Origin of the sequence: Priestia sp. RMT2NF4 (assembly GCF_047872835.1) — a bacterium.
Classification (GTDB): Bacteria; Bacillota; Bacilli; order Bacillales; family Bacillaceae_H; genus Priestia; species Priestia zanthoxyli.
In genome coordinates this window covers 581603-606475 of the sequence record NZ_JBLQZO010000001.1, presented here as the reverse complement: position 1 = coordinate 606475, position 24873 = coordinate 581603, and the positions used below count along the sequence as shown (strand labels likewise).

Below are 24873 nucleotides of genomic sequence, written 5' to 3'. Positions count from 1 at the left end.
AAGCAAATCTTCCTTCTAAGGTGCTCAATACGTTTCTTGAAGTCGCTGTAAAACAATGCATGTGTACAGTCTCTCCTTTCCTGTATTGGCCTTACATAGAATATATACCCGGGGAAAAATGATTAAAACTTGATTTGGGTATTTTTTCAAAAATAATAATAAATCCATTCCGGTATTTTTTCAAAAATAATAATAAATCCATTCCGGTGTTTTTTTAAGAGAACGTTCCCATTTAGGGATTTCATCTATTACTGTTTTGGTTAATCTGCGGCTGTTTGTTTTATCTTCATTAATTTCTCGTTCTATGTGTGCAATCATCTCGCGATCATAAATAAGATAGCTCGCTTCATCATTTAAATAAAAACTTCGGGGATCCCAGTTGGCTGTGCTAATATTGGCAATCGTATGATCGATGACCATTACTTTTCCGTGAAAAAACCCCTTTTTATATAAGAAAATTCGAATACCTTTGTTTAATAGTTGCTCTGTTTTAGGGTAACTAGGCGGTTTAGTGAACCACGCATCAGTATTGTCCGGAAGTATAATATCGATTAAAACGCCTTTTTCTTTTGCTGAAATAAGTGCATTCATTAAATGTTCACTTGGAATAAAATAAGGGGTAGCAATGGTAAGCTTTACTTTGGCACGGTTGATTAGATCAATCATCTTTTGCTCAAGTTCTTCTCCAGTTGAAAACAATAGCTGATAGTTTGCTCCGTGAGAGCGAGCGATAGGAACTCGCTGAGGAGATATATGTTGTCCCGTGTCTTCTTCCCAATCTTTCAAAAATTGCTTTTCAATTTCAAAAATACCTTCTCCTTTAATTCGCAAGTGGTAATCACGCCAATAGCCCAATTTTTTATGCTTCCCTAAGTATTCTTCTCCTATATTAAAACCTCCGAGATAGGCTTCTTGGCCATCTACTACGACAAACTTTCGATGATTTCGATGATTAATGCTATAAAAAAAGTGCTGCCTGCTTGCTTTTCGACTAAAGGTAAACTCAACTCCATTTTTCTTAAGATCATCTATGAGTGTTCGGGAGAGATCGTTTCCTCCAAAACGATCTACAGAAAGTTTAACCTTTACCCCTTCAGCTGCTTTCTCTTTCAATAGCTCAAATAGCTTCATGCTGATGTTGTCCGCTCGAATAATAAAAAATTGAATGTACACGTACTTTTTTGCTTTTTTAATATCCTCAAATAAAGTAGGATATAAATTACTTCCTTGTGTATACAGCGCTATCTTTCCTTGGTAAACAGGCGTTTCGATAAGCGGATGTACGCGAACATAAGCGTTATAGCCTTTTTTTACGTCCCATTGAAAAAACAAACACAAACAAAGCCCGCATACTAAAATAAACAGCATTTTTTTAACCATACTGTACTCCTGATTCGTCTAATATGTATATATAGGCTTTGAAGGTTTGTTTTATTTTATATGAGGAAATGTATGGGAATATAAAACGTGTAACACGAAAAGCTTAATCATGTTTTGATTAAGCTTTTGTGTACTTCGCTAGCATTTAGTAAATATAGTCCTTATACAAGTCAGACTGAATAACCTTTTTATAAGCGAGACCGTGTTTCTTAGTAAGAGATTTCACCTCATCTACACAGCTTTGAGCGCTTCTTGGCGATACGTAAATATCGTTGATAAGCTGATGTAAATTACATGTAAGGAGGTTGCCATGCTCGTGAGAAAACTCATACGATCTTTTTTCGAGGATATCCATTCGTTTTTGCCATTGATTTGCGGAAATACCTTGAATTTCGAATAGCTTTTGCAGCTTCCAAGCGTGTATACGACTTGCTACAATAACAAGCCTCAGTTCATTTTCATGCTGGTAGGATTTGCGCTTGTAAAATAATGTTTCATATACAGAGTGGCTGATCATTTCTTTTTGGAAGTCTATGTACTGCACTTTTCCAGAGAAGATTTTATAGCGTAAATCTTTAATACTGCATAATAAATTTTCATAGGTTGTTTTAATAGCTACGCCATCATTCCCCTTTAAATATAGATCCCACATTCCAGCGGCTTCGTAATCATTGATATGCCAGGATGAAACAGCAGAAAATTCATGGATTTTTCTTATATAGGTTCTAGAGGTACGGTTATGACGTTCGCCTTTTTTTCTTAACTCTTCTATGTTCCACATCGAAGAGCATCCTTCAAGGGGGTCTGAAAATGCATCAGGTTTTGCGAAAAAAAGCGCATTGGTTTCTAGTAAATCTTGAAAATCAGCCAGCGGCATAAATCGCCATACCGTCGGATTATTGTGCACCTTATAGCGTTCATCATAATCGTCATAGCTAGATTCGAATCTTTTGGCATATTCATACGCTTTCTCTCTATAAGCTAAATCCATTGGTTTTCCTCCTCTGAATGCATATTCATACTTGAATTATAGCACTTAATTGTTGTAATTTTCAAAATTATCCACCTGCATTAAGTTCTACTGTTATCAGAAAAGAAGACACACCTCAACATCTACAGCGTGTCTTCTTATTTAATGAAATGAATGTTTTGCTTAACACTTTCACTTTCTGGCTGATTTAATTCCAATAAATAAATTTCATCCGCTCGAAAATCTGTATTCTTCATTTCTTTTTTTAAGGTACGAATAAAGGCAGCTGAACTTTTTCCATAGGCTTCAAAATAATGAAACGTGTGTACAACAAATAAAATGGATGCGCCACTATAATCTTTTTTGCTCTTTTTTTGAATGTTCTCTAGCACTTTTTCTATATACTCTTCCACAGAACCTTCCGTCTGGATACGGGGTAGAGCAAAATTTCCTGAATTGACCCTCTGTGCATCTTCAAATTCCAGTTTCCCATCTTTGTAAGAAGTAATTTCAATTCGTTTTTCAGTACCATCCGGCTGAATAATTAATCCGTCGTATCCTTGACTTCCAATAATAAGCTTCAATTTTGAATTCCTCGGACAATAAGAAGATTGGCTGAAGCAATAAAGCGGATAAAACTCTTCAAAAAACTTTTTGAAACGCCCTTTTTTAAGTCTGGCTAATTTTATATACTCTTTGTTTTGATGAATCATTTGCTGCGTATGTTCAAAATACTGTTTCATTTCTTCTTGCGTTCTGTACAGATCAAGATCTTTAAATAATTCATCCATCTTTTTCACCTTCAATCCCACCAACTAAAAAAGTCTTCTTACTTAGTAGATACATATTCATAAATGTGTGTGACAATTTTCTTTTTTTAAAGATATAGCTTTTTTAAAACAAAACGTGCACACTTTTCATTTTTTTGCATATCCTGTTATTCGTGCGTTCAATCATGAGCGTACGTTTCAGCCTTTAGTTGTAAAAGATAAACCGTAAAGTTACAGCTGATAGCCGATGATATGCGTCTGCTGATTTCATAAACTATAACAAACAGGAAACTTAACAATAATTGAGGTGTTGGAAATGTTTGATAATGATTACGTAGTTAAAACCATTCACGATTTACATGTAAAACGTACAGAAAGTCAATTAAAAGTTTTATTAACTTATTTTTTCCATAAAAAATAACACGTATTTATAGATGGTAATATATAGTCAGTTGTTACTTGATGTTTTTTATAAGAAGAATAGTTTGATACAAATAAAAAGGAATAGTGGGTAATCCACTATTCCTTTTTTTACTATACTTGCAATTCCCGAATCAGTTCAGCAAGAATTTTAATGCTTCTATCGATATCTGGTAAAGAGGCATAGGCGTAAGAAAGCCGAAGATAACTGCCGGTTTCTTGTGCATAAATACTTCCAGAGTTAAGCAATATCCCTCTTTTTAAAGCACGAGAGTATAAAGATTTCATTAAAATAGAAGGTTGAATATGCACCCATATAAAAAAGCCTCCTTCAGGATTCGTCCATGTTGCTATATCTCCTGCGTATGTTTCCAAAGCATTCAGCATCACTTTTCTTCTTGTTCGCAATTCCGTTCGTACAGTTTCCATATGCTGTTGATATAAGCCATTTTTAAACCATTCTGCTGCTACTCTTTGAGATAATGAGCTAGATCCATAATCTGTTTGCATTTTAATATCCGCCAAACGCTCAATGACTGGTTCTGGGCCGACTATCCATCCGATCCGTAATCCCGGGCTTAGTGTTTTAGAAAGACTGCTAACATATAACACGTGTCCATTTTTATCTAAAGCTTTTAATGGCAGCGGAGGCTGTTTATCTAGCCATAATTCGCGGTATAAATCATCTTCAATAATAGGAAGCTGATGTTCCTCACATCCTTTCAACAAATCGTAACGCCTATTTTGTGACATTAATGTTCCCGTTGGGTTATGGAAACATGGATTTGTATATAAAATAGCTTGCCCTTCTTGAGGGTCGGCGCGTTTTATAGCTGTTACTTTTATTCCTTCCTCATCCATAGCAAGGCCTTTGAGTTTCATTCCGGCTGATTGAAATACATGTAAGGAATATAGATAAGAAGGTTTTTCGAGCAAAACCGAAGAGTTTCTTTGCAGCAGTCCAATTGAAATAAGCTGAAGAGCTTGAAGAGCGCCGGAAACAATTAAAATAGAATCTGGAGAAGATTCAATCCCTATTGTTTTCATATATGCACTTAATTCTTTTCGTAAAGGAAAATACCCCTTTGGTTCTTCGTATCCTAGAACCTCCATATTTTCTGCTACTTTTTCTACGGCGTATTTCATTTTGTTTTTAGGAAATATGTCAGGTGAAAGCTCTCCTTTGCTTAATTGAATAAGGTTTGAGTTAAATTCGGATTCATTAATATCTTGTACCATTGCTTGACTCGGATGATGCATGCCTGATTTCACATGAACATCCCAATCGGGCGGAGTTGTAGCCAAAAGTGTCCACGTATTATTTATAACGATGGTTCCCTTTCCCATCTTACCTTCAATTAAACCGTCCGCTGTTAATTCCTCTAATGCGGTGATGACCGTACTTCGGTTAACATCAAACATAGCAGCAAGCTTTCGCTGACTAGGAATTTTACTTCCAATCGGCCATTCTCCACGCGCAATTTTCTCTTTCATAAAATCAATGATTTGCTTGTATTTTGGATAACTCGAACTGTTCTCTTGATTCATACACGTACTCCTGTTTTTAAAGTGGTTGGGTTAATTGCTTTTAAACTGGTTGAAGACATTTTATCAAATGTTTATTAACATGGGAACCACAATAGATACTGGTTGGATTCAAAATGAAAAATGGAGATGAATAGGTATGAAATTAACGTTTAGTCTGGTGTTCTTACATATACTGATGATTAGCTTATGGGCTTCAGCATTTCCAGTTATTCAAATAGGGCTGGAATCGTTTTCTCCTCAGCACCTCGCTTTTGTTCGGTTAAGTATTGCTTCTGTAGTGCTGTTAGTTATTGCAATAGCCACACGCATGCCCTTGCCTGACATAAAAGATATTCCACTTCTTTTAGCTCTCGGTTTTTTAGGTTTTGCCGTCTATCACACGGCCTTAAACATTGGAGAAAAAACGGTAAGTGCGGGTATTGCGAGTTTACTGATCTCGACTACTCCTATTTTTTCTTCGCTTTTAGCTATTTTTCTTTTTCAGGAGGAGTTCGGAAAAAGAAAATGGATTGGATCTGCAGTAAGCTTTGCGGGTATTGTACTTTTAACCTTCAGCAAAGAGAATTTTGTACACTCAGTTAATGGAATCTTACTGGTTCTGCTAGCTGCCCTTGCAGAAAGCTTCTATATAGTATGTCAAAAAAATTTATTAAAAAAATATGGTTTCCTTTCTTTTGTGACGTACAGTATTTGGGGAGCTACAATTTCTATGCTTGTTTTTTTACCTGGGTTAGAAACGGAACTTGCGTATATCTCTGTCAGATCAGCAATAAGCGTGATATATTTAGGATTATTTCCAACCGTTATTCCCTATATGGTACTCGCTTATCTGACATCGCGTATAGGTTCTGCTGAGGCTGCCATCTCTCTTTACTTAACTCCTGCGCTGTCCTTTTTCTTAGCGTGGCTGCTTTTAAAAGATATCCCGAGTGCAGCTTCCATTGCTGGAAGCATCATTACGTTATGCGGCGTGTTGCTTACACATAGTAAAAGAGAGAAAGTTCACAATGCAAAGGTAATGCGTAGGGCTTAGGGAATTCTCTTAAATGCTATGTTTTTTATTTATATATTTTATTTAGAACATACTTTAATTTCTTCTTTTTGCAGTTTAATTAATAATTAATATAAAAAAGCGCCTTTCTTTAATGTTTGAAATTTAAAGAAAGGCGCTTTTTTATGTAGTTTCTAATTCTGCTTTTATTTTCCCAGCCACTGCGTGAGTCAGCTGCTGAAGATCGTAAATCTCTTCTCCTGAAAGTACTACGTGTCCGTTTAAAACGTGGTTATGTTTATATGCTCGATACGTCACTTCAATACTTTTTATCGCACGCTCTACTTCATCATTCACCATAATGCTTTCATAGTGATAGGATAGTGTTTCAATTCGAATCTGCGTATTTTTCATATTCATTCACCCTCCATGAGCCATTGACTAAAAATATGACTGTTAGAGGTCGACTATACATAAAAACTTTTTTGTTATCACCTAATTTGTTATTTAGAACATATTTTAATTACTTAATTGATGTCTGCTCTTCTTTTTTTATAAAATCTCAAAATAAACCCCTACTCTTCAGAGCGGGGGTTTATTGCTTGTAGTACCAGCCTTTTTTATCTAAAAATTGCTTAACTTTTACAAAATCCAGTCCAGCTGCTGTGAGTTCAGCTGACGGATTACCTATTGCATGTACGTTTAATTCACTGTCAATTCCTTCATTTTTTAAGAAAGCACGAAACTCTGTTTCCATGTCTTTACTTAATCCGCCTGTTTTAATTGTAACTGGGATAGGTTCTACGTCTTTCATTTGCACGAATCCGCCTGGAACAGCCCATGCTGCACTCGTATAGCCATATACGCTAAATACCGTGCCTTTTTTTATAGTTCTGAAATTCTCTGTTACATTCGCATACTTGTAGACTCCAATATCCTTCTTCGCTTTTACTTGAAAAGAATATTTATCTCCGAGTGAAGTAACCTTTGGTAATGATTCTTCTATAGAATTACTTACACCCTTAAGCAATTCCATCATTTTAGCTAATGTTTTCTCATCAGCTTTTCCAGTTGACGTTAATCCATACTTTTCTTGAAAAGCTTTAACAGCTGCAACGGTTTCATTTCCGTATTGGCCATCGGTTCCTTGCTGGGAAAGCTCAAATCCTAATTTAGTTAAGTTTTGCTGCAGTTCTTTTACAGCTAGTCCGCTATCACCTTGCTGCAATTGTGCTGATGGCTGATTATTTTTCACCACCGTCACGCCTGTGTTAATACTATTAAAGAAATCCAGATCCATTTCATTGATATCAACATTGCCTTTAATCCCGTTTACTTTTCCTTGATCTGTATATTGAAACATAGACCATCTATCCCAAATGGCCGTATCACCTGGATTAGTAAATCCCTTGGAACGGTTACTTCCACTGTAACGAGCTATCCATAGCGGATATCTTGCCACGGCGCTTGTAAAATTGGATTTAATAAAACTATACCCGGTGTAAAGAATAGGCGTAATGCTTGTTTTCCTTTCAATATATTCCATCCATCTAACTGCAAAGGCTGTGACCTGCGCTTTTGTTTTCCCTTTATTTTCTTCCAAATCTAAGCAATGAGGCAAATCAACCTTCATGCTGCCTAATTTATTTAAAAAGAAATTAACTTCTGCAATAGGATCATTATCAGCATGAGCAAAGTGATAAAAGCCTACACGTAGACCTGCATTTTTTGCTCCTATATAATTATCATATGATTTTTTATCTAAGAAGGTTGTACCTTCTGTTAATTTAATATACGCGCCTTTTACCCCATCCGACGCCACTTTTGCCCAATCAATTGTTCCGTTGTGATGAGAAACATCAATGACCTTAATATTTTGATTATTACGGTTTTGCATTGCTATCACTCCTTCATACAAACTATGAATAAAAAAGGAAATGGCAACTGATACAGGCCTATTAAATAGATATTAGGCTTTATAAAAAACCGTACAATAAGAAGGGCTTTTGGTAGCCTTACCTTATTATAAGAAATGAATTTGTGCAATTTCATAACGTTAGGAGAGCTATATTCGTTTATACTAATAATATGAATATATACTATATAAAAAATGGAGGAATATGATGTCTTTAATAAAAGAAGCACGTAGGTATGCAGAACATGCTCATACCGGCCAAGTGCGTAAGCTGTCTGATAAACCTTATATCGTTCATCCTATTAACGTAGGTAATATTTTAGAAAAAGCAGGTTTTAGTGAAAAAGTAATAGCAGCAGCTTATCTGCATGATGCTGTAGAAGATACAAGTGTAACACTCGAAGAAATTGTACAAAGATTTGGCTTAGAGGTAGCGGAGATTGTTGAAGCTCATACAGAAGACAAATCCAAAAGCTGGGAAGAACGTAAACAGCATACAATTCAAATTGTGAAAACTGGTTCTCTTGAAGTGAAATCTTTAATTGTAGCAGATAAATTAGACAATTTACGGTCTTTAAAAGAAAGCTACGATCAGCAAGGAGATACAATTTGGAATAGTTTTAAAAGAGGATTCGAAAAACAGAAATGGTACTACGAGTCCATCAGCAAATACGCTGAAAAAGGATTGGAACCAAGCCAAATTCCAAGTTTTTTTAATACGTACAAACAAGAAGTAAATGATTTTTTTAGAAGTTAATATTCATATGAAGAAATTAGAAAACACTGAAAATAACTATTGCGAACGTGCGTCATACGTATTAAAATATAGTAGAGTCAACAGGCAATAAAGACTCTACATAAGCGGGACTGTAGTTCAGTGGGAGAATACTTGTCTGGCAGACAAGGGGTCGTGGGTTCGAATCCCATCAGTTCCATAAAACCAGTCGTATCAAGAGTTTAAAATACTTTAAAACTCTGCCGGATGGAATGGATGCAATGCTATTTCATCTGACCTCTTCATGATTTCCATGAAGAGGTTTTTTATTTTCTTTTTACGATTGATCCCCATGATTTTTATGATTATTCTTTTCACTGCTCCTGCTGACAATTTCTCTAAGTTCGCCCTCGTCGCCTTTTGCATTAATGATTTCAAAAAGCTGATTCAGCCCTTCACTTGTTTCGTCGTTTGGTTCTTTGCTCATTTTATCCCCTCCTTTTGCTTTTAGGGTGCCCATCTTTTTCGCATTGTTTCATGTAAAAAGTAATTTATCAATATTAATCGATCGTAAAAGTATACCTTTACGACCCTTATACAATTACTGTTTATACAGATATACTCAATCAATTCTTTAAATTTTGCAGGGTTTTATAGGGTTTCTAATACTCATCTATAATAAAATGATCATCACAAACTTCGTTAAAATCGTTCTCTTCTTGGAGATCTCCTTCTTTATCTTTAGATATCTCGGTTTCTTGTGTAAATAGTCTAAAAAGCTTGTTTAACATTGTTTCACCTCGTGTCTTTCATTAATACATTCAGTATGATTCATTTATATGAAGCCAGTATGAATTGAAACGTAAGATAATGTGAATGTAGACATGAACGTGAGATGTTAAGCATGCTTATATCCTGGACAAAAAAGTTACTTCATTCTACTTATGTATTATCGCTTTGCTTCTTGAGTCCTCAACTTCTTTAAATACCGTTCAAATCGCTTGCGTAATCGGAATTATACCTTTGCTTGTTTTTCTTTAGTTATATCCACAATCAAACGAAAAAACGCAAGCTATAAAAAAGAACTTTGGATGCTACTGCAAAGTTCTTTTCATAAACACTTACCGTTTGTTAAGAACTGTATTAAATATGAAATAGCTCATACACTTCTCATACAATCGCTAAGACCTATTCAGTTAACAGTCCTTCTTACGTTTTTTCTCAAACCATCCATATGCAATTTCAGCTTCAATTTCTTTATTTCCTGGAGAAACTAAGAAAATAACGTATGAACCGTTGTTTGGAAAGATAAATTTGCCGTCTTCATCACTTACTAATGTACTTTTCGGCGGAACAACACGGTTAAATACGTTTACCCCTTTAGTAGGAAAGCCTTTTACCATTTCTGCAAATTTAATTTTCCCTTTTGGTTTTGAACGTAGTGTAGTATTTGCTGGACTCACATTATCTGAAGTTGTTCCTTTTCCAGGCGGGATAGAGTTAAACCAAATTTCAGCAGTAAAAGGTTCGTTGGAATAGTTAGTGATAGTAAAAGCATTCACAAATAAATCTACTCCAGAGCCGGAAGGGTTAACTAACCCGCCCCAAGCATTTCTATTTCCACCGAAACGAATAGGCTCAGTTTGTCCAACAAAATAGTCTCCTTTTAACGATTGATATAAAGGATTAGGTATATTCACCGCTTTAATATACGGTTTGTTCGACTCGTAATTTGACATACAATCATCTCCTTTTTGTATTATATTTTATGAGTTTTTTCTGTAAATACTTGGACACATGCATATATAAATATATTTAATCTTTATATAAATGCAAAAAGATAGACCCGGTACTGAGTCTATCTTTTCCTATCGCTTTTACAAAAAAAATTTCCTCTTGGCCCTTTCCTTACTAATGCCCTCGTCGACTGCTGGCGTATAAACGGATTGTTTTTTGACTTTATATTCCGATGCTTTTTTAATCCGTCTACTATCCCTTCTTAAAGTAGTAATCACCTATTCTTTTGTAGTCATAAAATGAAGAATCCTTACCTTTTTTTCACAATACTCAATAATTTCATAACAGGTTGTGAGGATATCATGTCTAGACAGTTCTATTTCATCCAATACAAACTTTGAAAGCTGCTTTTGCAGAACCTCCAGCTTTTTGCTGTCTTCTTCATCGATCCACAGTCCTTCCGTAATACATACATCTGCTAGTTTGTTAATAGATTGAGCCGTCCAGTTTAAGCCGGCTGAAGAAACGGTTATTGTCAGTAAATCATTTTTTATAGCTAAAATAACCTGACACACATGGGTATAGGCATCAACTTTCTTTTGGATAAATGCTTTGCGAAGCTCTTGCTTGTATTGCTCTTTCGACACCGCTATAGCTACGACAGACGTAATGAAAGTTCCTGCCAGCGCGATGAGTGACCCTATCAAAATCCCTATCATTTCTCCTGACAAAACGTTCACCTCTTTAAAGGTATTTCTATATGCTATGGGAATGAAGGAAATGATATGAAGATAAGTACCATGTAAAAACAGCCCTAACTTAGAAAAGTTAGGGCTGAAACACTAAAATAGGATGATAACCAAATTAGATAATGCGACTTGTAATAATTCCTTCAATTTGACCAATTTTTTCTTCTAGCTCAGGCACAATCTCGTCACTTACTTGATTGTCAATATCGATCATTGTATACGCATATTCACCGCGGCTTCTGTTCACCATATCTGCGATGTTTAAATTGTAGTTTGAGAATACTTGCGTAAGTTGTCCTACCATATTCGGTACGTTGTGATGGAAAGCAGCTACGCGTTTTTTCCCAGTGTAAGGAAGAGATGCATTCGGGAAGTTCACTGAATTTTTAACGTTTCCTGTTTCTAAGAAATTTTTCACTTGACGTGCTGCCATTACCGCACAGTTTTCTTCTGATTCTTGAGTTGATGCCCCTAAATGAGGAATTGGCACAACATTTTTCATGTTCAAGACATTTTGATTTGGGAAATCTGTAATATATCGACCAACTTTTCCACTTTCAAGAGCAGCTTTCATATCTTCTTCGTTTACAAGCTCACCGCGTGAGAAGTTCAAAATATGAACATCTGGTTTCATGATGCTAAACGTCTCTTTATTGAAAACACCTTTTGTATCGTCCGTTAATGGAACGTGAACCGTAATATAGTCAGATGCTGCAAATAGTTCTTCTAGAGACATTGCACGCTGTACGTTGCGAGACAAATTCCAAGCTGTATTAACAGAAATGAATGGATCAAAACCAATTACGTCCATATCTAAATCAAGCGCGTCGTTTGCTACAAGAGCACCAATTGCACCTAAACCAATAACGCCTAATGTTTTACCTTTGATTTCTTTTCCAACAAACTGTTTTTTACCTGCTTCAACTAACTTAGGAATTTGATCACCTTGGCCGTCTAATCCTTTTGTCCATTCAACTCCAGCAAATAAGTTACGAGAAGAAGCCATAATTGTAGTTAAAACCATTTCTTTTACTGCGTTTGCATTAGCTCCTGGCGTATTAAATACAACGATACCTTGCTCCGTGCAAGCGTCCACCGGTATATTGTTAACCCCTGCTCCAGCTCGTGCAATAGCTTTTAAATTTTGGTCAAATGCCATGCTGTGCATGTTAAAGCTACGCACGACAATCGCATCTGGATTTTCGCTGTCGTTGTCAATTTGATAACCTTCTTGATTAAAAACATTTAGACCTTTTTGTGCAATGTTGTTTAATGTTTTGATTGTTTGTACTTTTTCTAATGTTAATGTGCTCATTTTGTACTCTCCTCTGATTATCATCGTAGTTTTACATGTTTTTACCTTTGGATAAAGGAACTTCATTTTTAATTTTTTTAAAAGTCTGGTTTTTTAGCCTACATGTCTGATAACTTCTATATCCTCTCCCCCTAAACAGAAAGAGGTAAGAGATATGTATTAATCCCTTACCTCTGCCCAGGCGAACGGCTACGTCACTATATGCTTCCTCACGGTTATCCGCGTTTCGCCAGTCACATATAGTCTTTGAAATTAAGTATATTCTAGCAAACTCTTTCAGAACGTTCAACCTTTTTTTAAAAGTTTGCTTTTTTCAGTCTAATTTTTAATCTCTTTGGTGAATCTCCTAATATATTGACAAATACCCTAATACATGTTAAATAAAAAGAGTGATTAGCACTCTATCTATTCAAGTGCTAATTATTTTGTAAGCCCTATTTGGAAAGGAGAACTTCTTATGTCAAAAAAAGAATTTAAAGCCGAATCAAAGCGATTATTAGAGATGATGATTAATTCCATCTATTCTCAAAAAGAAGTATTTTTGAGAGAACTTCTATCAAATTCAAGCGATGCAATTGATAAAATTTATTACAAAGCTTTAACAGACGACTCCTTGCGTTTTAACAAAGAAAGCTATTACATAAAAGTAACACCCGATAAAACTAACCGTACCTTAACCATTACGGATACTGGAATTGGCATGACGCAGGAAGAGCTTGAAAGCAGCTTGGGCACAATTGCGAGAAGCGGTTCTCTTGCATTTAAAAACGAAAATGAAACAAAGGATGGGCACACGATTATCGGCCAATTCGGCGTTGGGTTTTACGCAGCGTTTATGGTGGCAGATGTCGTAACCGTAATTAGTAAAGCGTTAGGCAGCGATGAAGCCTATAAATGGGAATCTACTGGTGCTGATGGTTATACAATCGAACCTTGCGAAAAAGAAACGGTCGGAACTCAAATTATTTTAAAAATTAAAGAAAATACAGAAGATGAAACGTATGATGAGTATCTAGAAGAGTATCGTTTAAAAGAAATCATTAAAAAGTATTCAGACTTTATCCGCTACCCGATTAAAATGGACATAACGGAAAAACGTCCTAAAGAAGGTTCTGATAACGAGCTAGAAGATTATACAGAAGAACAAGTTATCAACAGCATGGTACCGATCTGGAAGAAAAACAAAAATGAATTGACTTCAGAAGACTATGAGCAGTTTTATTCAGAAAAGCGCTACGGATTTGATAAACCGCTCACTCACCTTCATATTAATGTGGATGGAACGATTCGCTACAATGCCATTTTATTTATTCCAGAAAATAGTCCGTTTGATTACTACTCAAAAGAATTTGAAAAAGGGCTTGAACTGTATTCAAACGGAGTCTTAATTATGAATAAATGTGCAGATCTTCTTCCAGACTACTTTAGCTTTGTAAAAGGTATGGTAGATTCTGAAGATTTATCTCTTAATATTTCACGTGAAATTTTGCAGCAAGACCGCCAGCTTCAGCTGATTGCCAAAAACATCGGCAAGAAAATCAAAAACGAATTAAAAAGCTTGCTTAAAAACGAACGTGAAAAGTACGAGAAGTTTTATGAATCATTTGGCCGCCAGCTAAAATACGGCGTTTACAGTGACTTTGGCAGCAACAAAGATGTATTAAAAGACCTGCTTTTATTCTATTCTTCTACAGAGAAAAAGCTCGTAACACTAAACGAGTATGTATCGCGCATGCCTGAGGATCAAAAGTATATCTATTATGCATCAGGAGAATCGTACGACCGAATTGAAAAGCTTCCTCAAGCAGAATTGGTTGCAGATAAAGGATACGAAATTCTGTATTTTACAGAAGATATCGATGAATTTGCGATTAAAATGTTAATGACGTACGAAGAAAAAGAATTTAAATCTGTTTCGAGCAGTGACTTAGGGATTGAAGCAGAAGAAGAACAGCTCAATGAGTCTGAGGAAAAAGAAAATAAAGAGCTATTTGACTATATGAAAAAAGCTTTGGCGGGAAAAGTAGGAGATGTGCGCGCGTCTAAACGTTTAAAAACACACCCCGTTTGCTTATCAGCTGATGGTGAAGTAACGATTGAAATGGAGAAAATTTTAAGTGCTATGCCTGACAATCAGCATGTAAAAGCAGAAAAAGTGTTAGAAATTAACGTAAATCATGATGTATTCGCTTCTTTAAAAGATGCATTTGAAAATGACAAAGAGAAACTAGACCTTTATACAAATTTATTATATAACCAAGCTCTTTTAATTGAAGGCTTATCTATTAGTGATCCCGTTGAATTCACAAATGATATTTGTAAAATCATGATATAAAAATCAGGCGCAGAATCATTCTGCGCCTGATTATATGTATGGCATAATAAAAGTAGTTATATAGTAAGAAGCGATAAAAATGGGTACGGGCAGTTCTTCTGTTACTCTTATTGAGTGTTTTCCTTGTTTAAAATGAAAAAGGTCTGATTTAAACTCCGCGACTTTTTCTCTTTTTTGATTAAAAATACACGCTTCCTCTACGGCTTCATGACTGCTTAACATGTAGACGTTATTTCCCCATCTAATTTCTTGTGCTCCTTCGTTTTTAATTATTCCTTTACCTAATAGATCCCCTATTATTTTTCCATTTTCTTTTATCACCCACCGGTGTTTTTTCACGTGATCAATAAACACCGTTCTTCCTTCCCATTGAACTTGTACATGTACCTTTAAGCCGCAGGAAAAGATAGGAAACCAAGAAATAGAATCTAACACTGGAAGTCCATCACGAGTTAAAAAATCAATACTTTTAGTCCACATGTTTTTATGCACTCTCTTAAGTTGTCCGACATTTTCTCCATTTTCATTTGTAACTGCTACGGTCTTTCCCGCTGATTTAAAATAGGGAAGATAAAAGATATATTCTTGCATATAAGCCTCCAAAGATTCTGTACCTTATATTAACAGCATGTACATAGTTATGTTTCTATCTTTCATATATTTCGTTTGTTTCTTTTGATTTTTCCCTTTGTTTACATTGGTTTTGATTTTCTTTTAAATGCTTTAGTAAAGCAACAATCAAGAAACTAACAATCACAAGAAGAAGCCAAGAGCTAATTTTACTTATATGAACCATTGTCCACTGCTGCTGTTGATCTGGATACTGCCATGCTCCGAAAAATGTTGCGATATTTTCAGCGATCCAAATGAAAAAGCCAATCAGTACAAAAGACAATACTAAAGGCATGCGATATGTACGTTTGTTAACCGTAAAATATACAAAAGTTCGATAAAAAATAAGTAAAGTAAAAAGTTTTAAAAACCAGCGGAAGTCGTAAATAAAATGATGTGTGAAAAAATTAAGGTAAATAGCCATACTTAGTATACTGACAATCCACGTAGAAGGCCAATTCGTAAGCTTTAATTCAAGCCTTCTCCACACTTGGCACATGTAGCTGGCTACACTAGCATACATAAATCCGCTGTACAGCGGAACTCCCCAGACTTTAGTGAAAGCTTTTTCCGGATAGCTCCATGAGCCCATATGAACTTTGTAAAGTTCTAACATTAGTCCAATTAAATGAAATACTGCAATGACTTTTACTTCATCAAGCGTTTCTCGTTTAAACGCCACCATTAAAACTTGAGTTCCTAGACAGACTAATAAAATAAGGTCATATCTAGAAATAAACGGTACTTCAATTATTTTTGTCATAGCCAATGTCAGAAAAATAATAACAGGAAAAACGCAGGATTTTGCTTGTTCTAAACCAAAATAGATTAATTGCTTCATTGTAACATCCTATCTTTATAGTATTCTTTAGTGTGTTCACAGAAATGATTACCTGAAAATTATTGCAGATTTTTCAAATTTATTCAATAAGCATCTCCGCTGTTTTTGCAACTAAACTATCATATCCAGCGGAGATTCGTTTTCTCCGTTAACTTTTCAAAAAATCGGTTACTCTCTGTACATAGCGCTCTTTATCGTAAGATAAGTACAGATAACTGGTTAACTGTACAGGCTCTCCAAAGAAAAAACGTTCATACAGTGTTTCCCTTGTGCCAAACGGACTCATAGTTAAGTCCCATGCTAGCCGAAAAAGCTTAATTCGATCTTCTGCTCCTCTTGATTTAGCTTGCAAATAACGCGTAATATCTTCTTTAACCAACGAGCGGCACGTATTTTCCGTTGGTATTGCCATTAGTCCGCTTGCACCTAAAAGCTGGATAATCTCTGTAAAGGTAGGATATGTTTTTGAAAATATATTTGCGGCAATACGAAGTGTAGTTTCATTCGGACGCATGTATCCCCATGTATCAATCTCCGCTTCTTCTTCTGCTTTCATCACGAGAGCTTTCATCGTTTCTAACGCAATAATAAGCTCTGTTGCTTTTTCTCGTACATGCGGATAGTCCGTAATGTTAATGGTTTCAATCAGAGATTGTATAATTCCTAATACAAACTCTGTTTTGACAATTCTCCTTGAAGTTACTTGATGCAGTGCAAAAGCTGAGAAGGAACTAGAAGCAAGGAATGTATTTGATACGTCTACATTTTCATAGAAAAACACGCGGTTCCACGGTACTAATACATGGTCAAAGACAACAATTGTATCCATTTCTTCAAATCTAGAACTTAATGGATAATCAAACGTCGAATCTTTTCCTGCAAATGATTCTCTACAAATAAATTTAATTCCTTTTGTATTACTTGGAATCGAAAAAGCAAATCCTTTTTCTTTTCCTTGAATGCCCGCTGAAGACAGTACGAGCAGCTCATCCGTCATGCCACCCTGTGTAGCAAGCAGTTTCGCACCTTGGATAACGATTCCCTCATTGTTTTTATCAACTATTTTTGCTGCTATCGGTTCATCGTTTTGCTCGTAATAAAATTGGATTCGATTGACTTGAGGATCGATGAATGTATGAGTGAGCGATAAATCGTGCTCTCTCACATATTCATAATAAGAAATGATGTTTTCAGGAAAGCAATTTTCTTCTCCTCTCAGGAGTTCTGCAGAGGATGCAAAAGCCATCAATACAGTATTCATATAATCTGGACTTCTCCCCATCATACCGTGAGTTAAGCGAGCCCACTGCTGAGTCATCTCTCGTCTCTTTTTTAACTCTTCTTTTGTTGTAGGCTGTAAATAAGATGTACCAAAAAAATCCTCGGAATCCGGAGATTGGTATGTCATGATATCTTTAATTTTTTTATCATGCTGAAGATTATAAAGTTTAGCTTGACTGTTAATGGCTCCTTTAAAAGCCGGATGTTCTGATATATTGCCTGTTACGAGTTTGCCATCAACCCATACATTTGCTTTTAATTGATTGATTCTCTCTACGTATTGCTTCCCATTAATTGCTGACATACTCCCACTCCCAGACTTTCGATAAATATTTTCACCTATTGCATTTTTATCATATTACGATGTCTTTTCCATGTTTCCTTCATACATCACAGCTTTGCGCATAAAAAAAAGAAGGTCACAATAACCTTCTTTTTTTATGATTTATTTATATTGAATATCATTTCTTAGGGATTCAACTTTACTTAATGCTTGGTCAATATCAGGCTCTTCAACATTAAAGTGAGCAAGTGCATCGTGAAGATGCTTAGCAATTGCATTAAAATGTTCGGGCTGAATATTCATATTTGCATGCGCTTTGGACATCGACTTTCCTGAATATTGATTCGGTCCACCTAAGGCAAAGCTTATAAACTTAGCTTGATGTCGACGTTGTTTATCCATATCCGTGTGCTCGAAAAAGTGACTAACTGTTTCGTCTTTTAAAACAAGCTCAGAATAAAAATAGTCTACTACTTTTTCAATCGCTTCTTGTCCGCCCACTTTTTCATACAATGTTTGTTCCAAAACAATTCCTCCTTTTGTACCTTTAACCATTATTACCCAATACAAGTATTCATATTCTTTGAAAGGCTTCTTTATGGGAATTCGTTATCGTCATGTTTTATTCCTCTTCCTCATAGTGAATAAAATGTAAAGGGAATGAGCGCAGTGCAAAGGAGTTGTAGAAACTGCATTTAATATCTATCGTTACTGGTCTGAATCATTACATTTTGATAAGTGCTGGTCTAATATACGTAAGTATAAGCCGGTAAGCCTTTTACTCCTACTCGGCATGAAAAAAGAGAGCCGGCAGCTTCTTCGTATTTTTCTTCTTCCTTAGCTGTGGTGATAAATAAAGTTTGTAAATCGTCTCCTCCAAATGTACAGCAGGTTACATTGGAAACAGGAAGATGAATAGATTCTATAATTTCTCCTTTCTCTGGATCTACACAAATAACTTTCGAACCTCCCCAAAGCGCTACCCACAGTCGGTCGTGCTCATCAATTGTCATTCCATCAGGAAACCCGTCTATATCTGAAAGGTCAATCACCACTTTTTCATCTTCGAGCCTTGTTGTTTCTTTAGAAAATGAATAAGACATAATTTTATTTTTTGGGGAATCAACCAGAAAGAATTTGTCTCCTCTTCGATTCCAAGCTAGCCCGTTTGACACGCTTAATCCTTCTTTAGCACTCTTAATTACACCTTTTTCATCTACTACGTACAGCTGGGCTTTTCCTTCTTCATCTTCTTCACTCATCGTGCCAATCCAAAAGCGATTATATGGATCACATTTCCCGTCATTAAAACGCATGTTTTTTTCAAGAGTATCTAAACGGATATACTCTTCATGATTCTTTTTGTTTTTATCCACTAAAAGCAGCTGATTACGAGTGGAGACGACCAATTTTGAATGATTGGTTGTAGAAACGCTTGTAACAACTGAAGGAAGATCCATATCTTCTAATGTTGTCGTTTTTGGATCGTACGTAAGAAGTTTTTTATCTAAAATGTCTACTAGCACTAATCTTTGATTTTCTTCATCCCATAGGGGTCCTTCCAGTAAACGTCCATCGTACTTTTTTTCAATTTTCGCTTCCATTTTCAAGCTCCTTTGTTGTTTTTATGTACAACCGTTTTTTAATCGCTTTCTAAAAAATATTCCTTTAAGTATGCAAAACAAAAAAACAGGAATATGTTTCCTTTTTATAAATACCCGTTGCATAACCTTCTCTAAACACTAGGTTATTCTCTAAACACTAGGTTACAAGAGAATCTTTTCATAAAAAAACAGCACGCTGTATATAGCGTGCTGTTTTTTTATTATAAAGTTACGTGTTCGTTTTCTAACTCTTTAACACGTGCTGCAAATTCTTCTTCTGTTAAACCATGTTCTTTTACATAGCGGTTACGGGGACTTACTCGGCATTCATGTGAACAAGCGCGTAAATATTTGTGTTCGTTTTCTTCAGAAGCTAAGATTTTCTTATTGCATTCTGGGTTTGAGCAGTTAACATAACGTTCGCAAGGCTCGCCGGTAAAGTGATCCTTCCCGACAATCACATGCTCTTTTTGGTTAACTGGTACGCTGATGCGCTCATCAAATACATAGCACTGACCATCCCATAGTTCACCTTGTACTTCTGGATCTTTTCCGTATGTTACAATACCTCCGTGAAGCTGGCTTACATCTTCAAAACCTTCTTCAAGAAGCCATCCAGAGAATTTTTCACAGCGAATACCGCCTGTGCAGTACGTTAAGATTTTTTTATCTTCAAACTGATCTTTGTTGTCGCGAATCCATTCAGGAAGCTCACGGAAGTTTTGAATATCCGGACGAACAGCTCCTCGGAAGTGGCCTAGATCGTATTCATAATCGTTTCGTGCATCGATTACGACCGTATTTTCATCTTGCATCGCTTGATAAAATTCTTTTGGGCTTAAGTAATTACCCGTTACGCGAAGAGGATTCACATCTTCTTCTAATCGAAGAGTTACTAATTCTTTGCGGTGACGCACGTGCATTTTTTTGAACGCATGTTCATCTGCTTCGTCTATTTTAAATACAATACCTTCAAAACGAGGATCATTTTTCATCGTTTCCATGTATTTATCTGTTTGTTCAACTGTTCCTGATACTGTTCCATTGATCCCTTCAGCCGCAATTAAAATGCGTCCTTTTAGTTCAAGCTCTTTACAAAATGCCAAGTGCTGAGCTGTGAACTCTTCAGGGTTTTCAATTGGAGTGTACAAATAATATAGTAGTACTTGATATGGTTTTCTTTCAGTCATGTTGCTTCTTCCACCTATCTGTTTATATTTGCAAGATATAATGCATGTAGGTCGGTTATTGTGAACCGAATTGATGGTAACAATTCATTACTTAAAGGTACATTACGACAAAAACAACATCCTTTTTATGAGGATGCTTCTATCTAAAAAGTATTACAGTGAATGATTGTTTCAAAAACATACAGTATTTAAGCCTGTAATAGTATAACATATCAAGGCGAACACTTCTAGGATTTGTTTTTTTATGAACATTTTCTTGCGGAGATACGTTCTACCTGAGCTTTTCTGCGCATACATGATGAGATATGAACCTTTGAGATTGGAGGCGGAAATGATGCCTTTTTATACATTAAAAGACGGTGCAACTTTATACTATGAACAACAAGGGGAAGGAACACCTATTATTTTCATTCACGGAGTTTGGATGAGCAGTCGTTTTTTTCACAACCAGCTTTCTTTTTTTTCGAAACAGTATCAAACTATTCTTTTGGATTTAAGAGGACATGGAAATTCAAGTCATACTCCATATGGTCACACAATTTCCACTTATGCTCGCGATGTGCATGAGTTTATAAATAATAATCGATTAAAAGACGTCATATTAGTAGGCTGGTCGATGGGTGCTTTTGTTGTGTGGGAATATTTGAAACAATTTGGTGAAGAAAATGTAAAAGGGAATATTATTGTAGATGAAATGGCTTCAGACTTTAAATGGTCAGACTTTCCAATCGGTGCATTTGATTTACCTGCCCTTATTTCGCTTATGCAAGGTATTCAGCTTGATCGAACAAGTACATTAGAAAGTTTTATTCCGCTTATGTTTAAGGATGAATTAACTGAAAAAGATAAACATTGGATTATGAAAGAAGTAACGAAAATGCCCGAGTCGATAGCTAGTGCTATTTTGTTTGATCAATCCATTGTGGACTATCGAGAATTCCTCCCGTTTATTACAATTCCTACTTTACTGTGCTTTGGAAAAGAAGAAAAACTCATTCCTGTAGCGGCTGGAAGGCATATTCAAAAGCTGGTTTCAGGTTCTGTACTTGAAGTTTTTGAGAACAGCTGCCACTGCCCTTTTCTAGAAGAAAGCGATCGGTTTAACAAAGTTGTGAGTGATTTTATCGAGCGTATCTAATTTACAACAAAAAAAGAATTGCCTTGTTTCTAACGGATTCGGTTGATAGAAAGAAGCATAAGTTAGAACTACAAATCAGCAATATAAATGGTAAGTAAAAGCGCTCGAAAAAAATCCGAGCGCTTTTACACTTAATGTTCTCCGCCCTCATTGAACTTAACTCTTTTACAGTTTGAGGCGATAACTTATAAGAATATCTTTTGGTTCAAAACCAACTTTCATATATACTCGATTTGCTTGACTATTTGCTCTATCAACGGTTAGTTTAATTTCATTAATTTGTGGAAATGAAAACATCTCTGTTAAAACTTCCTTTAACAACCTCGTTCCTAGACCTTGACTCTGAGCATTCTTTGAAACACCAATATACTCCAATGAAGCCTCTCGCATTTCAGTATCGACTTCAAAGTACGCATAGCCTTGCAACTCATTAGACACATTTTTAAGTATCTTTAACATATTTCTATCGTTAAGTCTCTCAATAATTGTTTTTCCATCATAATAAGTATTTTGAAACATTGCGTTATGCAGCATTTCAAATGCTTGAAAATCACTATGTTTAAATGGCTCGCTTTTCATTTCAATAACTTTATCAAAATTTTGTTCTTTAATTTCTAAGATCAAGTGTTCACCAGTCTTTTTTGCTTTTATTTCATTCATAAATACTTGTTGCAGCTCATTTTCTTCATTGATAAAAAAATGAAATTTTTGAATCAAAGGATTTTCATTAACTAACTGTTTCCATAATTGAGATTGCAAATAAATAGAAGATGTTTTATTAAAAGGTCCCCACACTTCTGCTACCGTTTCTTCGATATCAAATCCAATAGCCGCTAAAATTTCTCCTGTCCTATTTCTAGCGATTAAAAATTTAATATCACCCTCGTCACTAATAAAATCTTCTTTTAATGTCTGGTAGATTTCTTCTTCTTTTTCACCACAATAACCAATATGTGATGTTTTCTGACTATTTGTTTCTGATAGAAATCGAGATAATTCACCGAGGTTATTTGGTTTTTCTATAATAGCATCCATAACACTATCCCCTTCTTTAACTCCAATTTAGTGTCGTGTTCGTTCCTACTTCAAGCTATCCCTGCTTATTAACCTCTTTTACCTTCCTAGTTTGAAATTATTATTCTATATGATATTAATTAATCTCAACACAAATAAGGTAATGAAATCTCGCGTCCGTCATAGGCAAAGCTTACGTTTTTATCTAAAAGCATCTCAGCGTGCTTTGGGATATCAATATCGTGTGATAAATGAGTGAACACCATGTTTTTTGCCTGTAACTTCACTTTAATCTCCATTGCCTCTGTCACATCATATACGGATCTTTTTTCTTTTTGAAGATATTCTTTCCAAAAAGATGTACCGAATATCAGTAAATCTAAGTGGTAAAAAGGCTCCCACTGTTCTTTTGTCACATTAAAAGAATCGGATACATACGCCCAGCGTGCGCCTTGTTTTTGATGAACCACAATGCCGTAGGAATGACCGTTAAATCCGTGATTCACTTTATGAAACGTAATGGCCGTTTCTCCGCTTTCCCACTTTAACGTGCCATTAAAGGTAAGCCCTTTTCTTTTTGCGAGATAAGGAAATCTTTTGATTAACTCATTGATGACTTCAGGCGCTCCTACGACTTCTGTACTTACATTATTCCAGTAGCATAAGTCGGCTAAATCCCCTAAACCAGCAACATGATCATTGTGAGGATGAGTAATAAACACGGTAGAAGGGATTTTTTTGTTATTGTATAAATGAAATTGATGTTTAAAATCAGGTGATACATCAATCAAACACACATTACCGTCCAGTGTGAACTGTGCACTAGGTCTTGTGCGCTGATTTAATGGATCTTTTTGCGCGCATACTTTACAGTCACATAATAATCGAGGCACTCCTTGAGCATCGCTCGTCCCATAAAATAAAAGCTTGTTCATTGCTCTGTTTCCTCCTTTTTTTCTTCTAAAGGTCTATCTTTTTATTTTAAGAAATGCCCTATGGTGTTCTGCATCTTTCTTTTATTTGTCCTTCTAGAATAAAACCAGCTTTTATGTAAAACAGCCAGTCTTTTTAACGACTGGCTTTGCTATATTCCTTATAAAAAACGTTTTTATGCTTTTTCTATTGATTTCTTTCTTCGTCTCTTTCAACAATATGCTGAAGAATAGATAATTTGTTTGTCCAAAATTGTTCGTAGTAAGAAAGCCAATCTTTTATTTCTTTCAAAGGCTCTGGCTGAAGATGATACACTTTTTCTCTGCCTTTTTTTTGTCCATGGACTAGGTCTGCTTCTGAAAGTATATGAAGATGCTTGACAACAGCGGTACGGCTTATTGAAAAATGGGACGTTATTTCTGAAATAGGCAATTCTTTTTCAGAAAGCAGCTCAAGTACTTTTCTTCGAGTAGGATCAGCAATGGCTTGAAAGATATCATGCTTGGCAGCTGATGAAGTCATTTAGTTTTCAACAACCTTTCGAAGTTTTTCATTCACGAGACTAGTCCACCCGTAGCTCATTCTATCTCGTACCACTGAACTCTTTTCGTTTGCTTTTTCAAGAAGTGTTTCAGCTTCTTTCCAGCCGCTATGAATAAGCGTAAATTCAGTTTGATTACCCATTTCTTTTAAGGTAAACGAAACGACCCATCCATCCGTATCCCAAGAGAAAGAAAGATAGTTTGGTGCATCTATTTCTAATACTTTACACTGAGATGGTCCAAAAGGCGATTGCAAATGAAATTCATATCCTACCTGAGGCTGAAAATCATTAGGCATGAACCATTGTTGGAGCCCTTCTGCGGTTGCTACTTTATCCCAAACTTTTTGAATCGGCGCGTTAAATATTATCATCTGTTTTACATCTTCTACTACACTTTTATCATTCATCGTTGTCTTCATTCTCCTTTTCCAAAAATAACACCAAAAGGTTTTATATAAAAATAATATAACACCTTTTGATTTCATGTCAATTCTTCTTTCGAAAAATGAAATCCTTCAATACATCTCCGTTCTTTGATAAAGAAATTTGTTATGATGTTGAATGAGTGCATTTTGTTATATTTCAAAT

General features: G+C 35.6%; 24 protein-coding genes, 1 tRNA gene and 1 riboswitch. Of the genes, 5 read left to right on the top strand and 20 right to left on the bottom strand.

All coding sequences use genetic code 11. From position 1 onward, the window contains the following. Positions 1 to 180: 180 nt before the first annotated feature. The 4 genes from ACMX9J_RS03010 to ACMX9J_RS02995 all read right to left on the bottom strand — a co-directional run bounded on the left by ACMX9J_RS03010 (position 181) and on the right by ACMX9J_RS02995 (position 5088). The gene (locus ACMX9J_RS03010; protein ID WP_416225403.1) at positions 181 to 1380 is read right to left on the bottom strand and encodes a phospholipase D-like domain-containing protein; all 1200 of its coding nucleotides are present in this window, start codon (positions 1378 to 1380) and stop codon (positions 181 to 183) included. Between the two features lie 145 nt (positions 1381 to 1525). Continuing rightward, positions 1526 to 2371 carry a DUF2971 domain-containing protein gene (locus ACMX9J_RS03005; RefSeq protein WP_416225402.1) on the bottom strand — a complete coding sequence of 282 codons (846 nt, stop codon included), beginning with the start codon at positions 2369 to 2371 and terminating at the stop codon, positions 1526 to 1528. Positions 2372 to 2508: 137 nt separating this feature from the next. Continuing rightward, the gene (locus ACMX9J_RS03000; protein WP_034266280.1) at positions 2509 to 3141 is read right to left on the bottom strand and encodes a hypothetical protein; all 633 of its coding nucleotides are present in this window, start codon (positions 3139 to 3141) and stop codon (positions 2509 to 2511) included. Between the two features lie 513 nt (positions 3142 to 3654). Continuing rightward, positions 3655 to 5088 carry a PLP-dependent aminotransferase family protein gene (locus ACMX9J_RS02995; protein ID WP_416225401.1) on the bottom strand — a complete coding sequence of 478 codons (1434 nt, stop codon included), beginning with the start codon at positions 5086 to 5088 and terminating at the stop codon, positions 3655 to 3657. A gap of 136 nt (positions 5089 to 5224) precedes the next feature. On the opposite strand from ACMX9J_RS02995, the gene ACMX9J_RS02990 reads away from it, so the two are divergent. After that, positions 5225 to 6121, top strand: a complete 897-nt coding sequence (locus tag ACMX9J_RS02990) for a DMT family transporter (RefSeq protein ID WP_416225400.1) — start codon at positions 5225 to 5227, stop codon at positions 6119 to 6121. A 141-nt stretch (positions 6122 to 6262) separates the two neighbouring features. Here ACMX9J_RS02990 and ACMX9J_RS02985 read toward each other — a convergent pair whose 3' ends face one another. Together ACMX9J_RS02985 and ACMX9J_RS02980 are read right to left on the bottom strand one after the other, a co-directional pair. Then, positions 6263 to 6493 (bottom strand): hypothetical protein, encoded by a 231-nt coding sequence (locus tag ACMX9J_RS02985; RefSeq protein WP_016764194.1) that lies wholly within the window; start codon positions 6491 to 6493, stop codon positions 6263 to 6265. Between the two features lie 181 nt (positions 6494 to 6674). Further along, a complete protein-coding gene (locus tag ACMX9J_RS02980; RefSeq protein ID WP_034266269.1) occupies positions 6675 to 7976 on the bottom strand; it encodes a GH25 family lysozyme in 1302 nt (433 codons plus the stop codon). Between the two features lie 226 nt (positions 7977 to 8202). Between ACMX9J_RS02980 and ACMX9J_RS02975 the strand changes: the two genes are divergently transcribed. Next, the gene (locus ACMX9J_RS02975; protein WP_034266266.1) at positions 8203 to 8751 is read left to right on the top strand and encodes an HD domain-containing protein; all 549 of its coding nucleotides are present in this window, start codon (positions 8203 to 8205) and stop codon (positions 8749 to 8751) included. A gap of 106 nt (positions 8752 to 8857) precedes the next feature. After that, positions 8858 to 8929, top strand: a tRNA-Ala gene (locus tag ACMX9J_RS02970). Positions 8930 to 9046: 117 nt separating this feature from the next. Here ACMX9J_RS02970 and ACMX9J_RS02965 read toward each other — a convergent pair. The 4 genes from ACMX9J_RS02965 to ACMX9J_RS02950 form a co-directional block, all read right to left on the bottom strand. Continuing rightward, a complete protein-coding gene (locus ACMX9J_RS02965; RefSeq protein WP_182029678.1) occupies positions 9047 to 9196 on the bottom strand; it encodes a hypothetical protein in 150 nt (49 codons plus the stop codon). Between the two features lie 709 nt (positions 9197 to 9905). Next, positions 9906 to 10448 (bottom strand): DUF6143 family protein, encoded by a 543-nt coding sequence (locus ACMX9J_RS02960; protein ID WP_033579020.1) that lies wholly within the window; start codon positions 10446 to 10448, stop codon positions 9906 to 9908. Between the two features lie 276 nt (positions 10449 to 10724). Beyond that, positions 10725 to 11186: a hypothetical protein gene (locus tag ACMX9J_RS02955; RefSeq protein WP_416225399.1), complete on the bottom strand. Its 462-nt coding sequence runs from the start codon at positions 11184 to 11186 to the stop codon at positions 10725 to 10727. A 124-nt stretch (positions 11187 to 11310) separates the two neighbouring features. Further along, complete coding sequence (locus tag ACMX9J_RS02950) at positions 11311 to 12510, bottom strand: phosphoglycerate dehydrogenase (RefSeq protein WP_013057119.1); 1200 nt, start codon at positions 12508 to 12510, stop codon at positions 11311 to 11313. 168 nt (positions 12511 to 12678) lie between these two features. Further along, positions 12679 to 12757: riboswitch (ZMP/ZTP riboswitch) on the bottom strand. Between the two features lie 210 nt (positions 12758 to 12967). Between ACMX9J_RS02950 and htpG the strand changes: the two genes are divergently transcribed. Further along, complete coding sequence (htpG, locus tag ACMX9J_RS02945; protein ID WP_154988755.1) at positions 12968 to 14845, top strand: molecular chaperone HtpG; 1878 nt, start codon at positions 12968 to 12970, stop codon at positions 14843 to 14845. A gap of 30 nt (positions 14846 to 14875) precedes the next feature. Here htpG and ACMX9J_RS02940 read toward each other — a convergent pair whose 3' ends face one another. The 6 genes from ACMX9J_RS02940 to ACMX9J_RS02915 form a co-directional block, all read right to left on the bottom strand. Beyond that, positions 14876 to 15436, bottom strand: coding sequence for a hypothetical protein (locus ACMX9J_RS02940; protein ID WP_048020863.1), 561 nt, complete (start codon positions 15434 to 15436; stop codon positions 14876 to 14878). Positions 15437 to 15491: 55 nt separating this feature from the next. Then, the gene (locus ACMX9J_RS02935; protein ID WP_416225398.1) at positions 15492 to 16298 is read right to left on the bottom strand and encodes a DUF817 domain-containing protein; all 807 of its coding nucleotides are present in this window, start codon (positions 16296 to 16298) and stop codon (positions 15492 to 15494) included. Between the two features lie 148 nt (positions 16299 to 16446). Beyond that, positions 16447 to 17883 (bottom strand): 4-hydroxyphenylacetate 3-monooxygenase, oxygenase component, encoded by a 1437-nt coding sequence (gene hpaB, locus ACMX9J_RS02930; protein ID WP_416225397.1) that lies wholly within the window; start codon positions 17881 to 17883, stop codon positions 16447 to 16449. Positions 17884 to 18024: 141 nt separating this feature from the next. Further along, complete coding sequence (locus tag ACMX9J_RS02925) at positions 18025 to 18387, bottom strand: group I truncated hemoglobin (protein ID WP_257042627.1); 363 nt, start codon at positions 18385 to 18387, stop codon at positions 18025 to 18027. A gap of 221 nt (positions 18388 to 18608) precedes the next feature. After that, positions 18609 to 19466 (bottom strand): SMP-30/gluconolactonase/LRE family protein, encoded by an 858-nt coding sequence (locus tag ACMX9J_RS02920; RefSeq protein WP_047750939.1) that lies wholly within the window; start codon positions 19464 to 19466, stop codon positions 18609 to 18611. Between the two features lie 221 nt (positions 19467 to 19687). Further along, entirely contained in the window at positions 19688 to 20656 is a 969-nt protein-coding gene (locus tag ACMX9J_RS02915; RefSeq protein ID WP_033579013.1) for a rhodanese-related sulfurtransferase, read from the bottom strand. A 334-nt stretch (positions 20657 to 20990) separates the two neighbouring features. Between ACMX9J_RS02915 and ACMX9J_RS02910 the strand changes: the two genes are divergently transcribed. Beyond that, positions 20991 to 21794, top strand: coding sequence for an alpha/beta fold hydrolase (locus ACMX9J_RS02910; RefSeq protein ID WP_230683506.1), 804 nt, complete (start codon positions 20991 to 20993; stop codon positions 21792 to 21794). 165 nt (positions 21795 to 21959) lie between these two features. Here ACMX9J_RS02910 and ACMX9J_RS02905 read toward each other — a convergent pair whose 3' ends face one another. The 4 genes from ACMX9J_RS02905 to ACMX9J_RS02890 all read right to left on the bottom strand — a co-directional run bounded on the left by ACMX9J_RS02905 (position 21960) and on the right by ACMX9J_RS02890 (position 24692). Next, on the bottom strand, positions 21960 to 22829 hold the full coding sequence (locus ACMX9J_RS02905; protein ID WP_416225396.1) for a GNAT family N-acetyltransferase: 870 nt from the start codon (positions 22827 to 22829) through the stop codon (positions 21960 to 21962). Positions 22830 to 22954: 125 nt separating this feature from the next. Beyond that, the gene (locus ACMX9J_RS02900; protein ID WP_416225395.1) at positions 22955 to 23743 is read right to left on the bottom strand and encodes an MBL fold metallo-hydrolase; all 789 of its coding nucleotides are present in this window, start codon (positions 23741 to 23743) and stop codon (positions 22955 to 22957) included. Between the two features lie 184 nt (positions 23744 to 23927). After that, positions 23928 to 24263 (bottom strand): ArsR/SmtB family transcription factor, encoded by a 336-nt coding sequence (locus ACMX9J_RS02895; protein WP_028413311.1) that lies wholly within the window; start codon positions 24261 to 24263, stop codon positions 23928 to 23930. Continuing rightward, positions 24264 to 24692 (bottom strand): SRPBCC family protein, encoded by a 429-nt coding sequence (locus ACMX9J_RS02890; protein WP_416225394.1) that lies wholly within the window; start codon positions 24690 to 24692, stop codon positions 24264 to 24266. Positions 24693 to 24873 lie beyond the last annotated feature (181 nt).